The 2,488-nt window shown below is 46.1% G+C and carries 1 protein-coding gene; it reads left to right on the top strand.

The features are described 5' to 3' along the window. Window positions 1-673: 673 nt before the first annotated feature. Window positions 674-2,371 (top strand): group II intron reverse transcriptase/maturase, encoded by a 1,698-nt coding sequence (ltrA, locus tag D0T87_RS23400; protein WP_163178553.1) that lies wholly within the window; start codon window positions 674-676, stop codon window positions 2,369-2,371. Window positions 2,372-2,488: the final 117 nt, after the last annotated feature.

The following is a 2,488-nucleotide window of genomic DNA, read 5'->3' as shown; positions in this document are numbered from 1 at the left end:
GTGTGACACGAAAAGTCGTGTAAGTGATTGTGTGACTATAGTTTAAACTATTGATTACACCTGCAATTCCGTTTGCAGTAGTCTGAGGACACGTGCATTGGAAGTAATTCCGTTGTGCGAAGCTGTCCTGACAAAGTACCCTCTCCGAAAGGAATAGACTAAAGCGTGAGTGGAGGTCAATGGCAGATAACATCATTCTGTCGAGGGGCGAGGCTTAATGGTATGGTCAACTGAATGTGAATGTCTGATAAACATCGTTACGAAGAACAAGCCAAAAGATGTTGAGGGCTTCGCTCCAAGAGCAAAGCTGTAGGCTTGAACCAAAAAAGGTGTGCAGTCGGTCAACTCCCTGTCCAGGTGGGGTTGCACGGACATAATGACTGTCGGTGGATAGGACAGACCTAACCCATTATTGTCACTTATACGGAACGTGGTAAGTCCGTATTCTTCCCTCTCTTCATGAGGGGGTAAGCGAGCCGTAAGGCAAGCCTATATAGGATGCGGATATAGGAACGTGGAAAAAGCGAATGTCGCTCTGTAATGGAGCGGATACGGATTGACCTCATTGTCATGCATTGGCAGAGAGCCACATCATCCGACACGAAAGTGTGCCCACTTCCACAAGGTAACACTTTACAATCAACTTTTAGAACTTCCAAAGAAAGGAATGCAAATGAACGAAGTTAAAATATCGTGTGCGCCTGAAAACAAGGCAATCTCCCATACCGAGCGTTGGCGAAACATCGACCGACACAAGGCGGAGGACTATGTTCGGAAGCTGCAAGCGCGTATTGTAAAGGCTCAAAGGGAAGGCAGACACGGCAAAGTAAAATCTTTGCAATGGTTGCTGACCCACTCGTTCTACGGTCGTTATCTGGCTGTACTGCGAGTTACTACTAATAAAGGTAAGGACACCGCAGGTGTTGACCATGTAAGGTGGTCAACTGACGCGGCAAAAGTCAAAGCAATCGACACGCTCAAACGCCGTGGTTATCAACCGATGCCACTGCGCCGCGTGGAGATACCGAAGAAGAATGGAAAGAAACGCCCCTTGGGAATACCTACAATGAAAGACAGAGCGATGCAGGCTCTCTACCTTATGGCACTCGACCCTATTTCTGAAACCACAGGTGACCAACACTCTTACGGTTTCCGAAAATATCGAAGCTGTCAAGATGCGATAGCCCAGTGTCACAATGTACTTTCAAAGGAAATTGCTCCTGAATGGGTGCTGGAGGGTGACATCAAAGGATGCTTTGACCACATAAGTCATGAGTGGCTACTCGCCAATATCCCTATGGATAAAGAGATGTTACGCAAATGGCTCAAAAGTGGTTATATATTCAATGGTGAACTCTTCCCCACCGAGGAAGGAACGCCACAAGGCGGTATAATTTCTCCCACTCTTGCCAACATGACCCTTGACGGGCTTCAATCGCTTGTGAAAAAGGCGGTGAAAGGTTATTGGAAACCCGACCCGAACGGACGCAAGTGGATTAAACCTAAAATTAACCTCGTGCGCTACGCGGACGACTTCATCATCACAGCCAAAGACAAGGAGACAATCGAAAAGATTATTCTCCCTTTGGTAAAGCAGTTTATGGAGGAACGCGGTTTGATGCTCTCGGAAGAAAAGACCAAAATCACTCATATCAGTGAGGGTTTCGACTTCCTCGGCTTCAACATCCGCAAATACTCCAATGGCAAGCTGCTCACCAAACCGTCAAAGGATGCGATGAAGAGTTTCTGTGACAAGGTACGCACGAAAATCAAAGGGAACAAGTCGGCTAAGGCATCGTCTATGGTTAGGATGCTTAACTACATGATACCAGGGTGGGCTAACTATTACCGCTATGGGGCATCATCAAAGGCATTCTCTCGTGTGGACTTTGAAATTTACAAAACGCTTTGGCAATGGGCTAAGCGCAGACACCCCAAGAAAGGGAAACAGTGGATTAAAGACAAGTATTTCAAACAGGTACGAGGACGCGATTGGAGCTTTTGTGCCACAACCATGAACAAGAAAACCCAAAAAGAGGTTGGACTCTCGCTCAAAAGGTTGTCAGACACAGCAATCCAAAAGTACGTGCGTGTGAAAACTTCTTCCAATCCATACGACCCTGCTGATGCTACATATTATATGCGACGCAAGTTAAAGAACACAGAGCAAGAGCTACGTGAGGTTGACAATTTACTCGCGATAATATGGATACATCAAAGGATGCGCTGTCCAATCTGTGGAAAAATAATAGACAGTGACCATCGATGGGCTACCATAGAGGAGAACGTCAATGGAAAACCGTTCAAAACTCTTATCCACAGGTCATGTAAACCAAAGAAGTCTAAACTCAATAAAATTAGTAGGAAATGAGGCAAAACTATTTCTTCAGCAAGAATAGCAATGCGTTGCTTGAGCCGTATGAGGGGAAACTCTCATGTACGGTTCTTAGAGGGGAAAGCCCCAGTAATGGGGCTGACCTACTCGACA

The sequence above is a fragment of the Bacteroides sp. 51 genome (genome assembly GCF_010500965.1).
Classification (GTDB): domain Bacteria; phylum Bacteroidota; class Bacteroidia; order Bacteroidales; family Bacteroidaceae; genus Bacteroides.
This window is presented reverse-complemented; position numbering and strand designations above follow the sequence as displayed.

Coding starts and splice junctions, on each gene's coding strand:
- ltrA (WP_163178553.1), top strand. CDS start 674: ATGAACGAAGTTAAAATATCGTGTGCGCCTGAAAACAAGGCAATCTCC.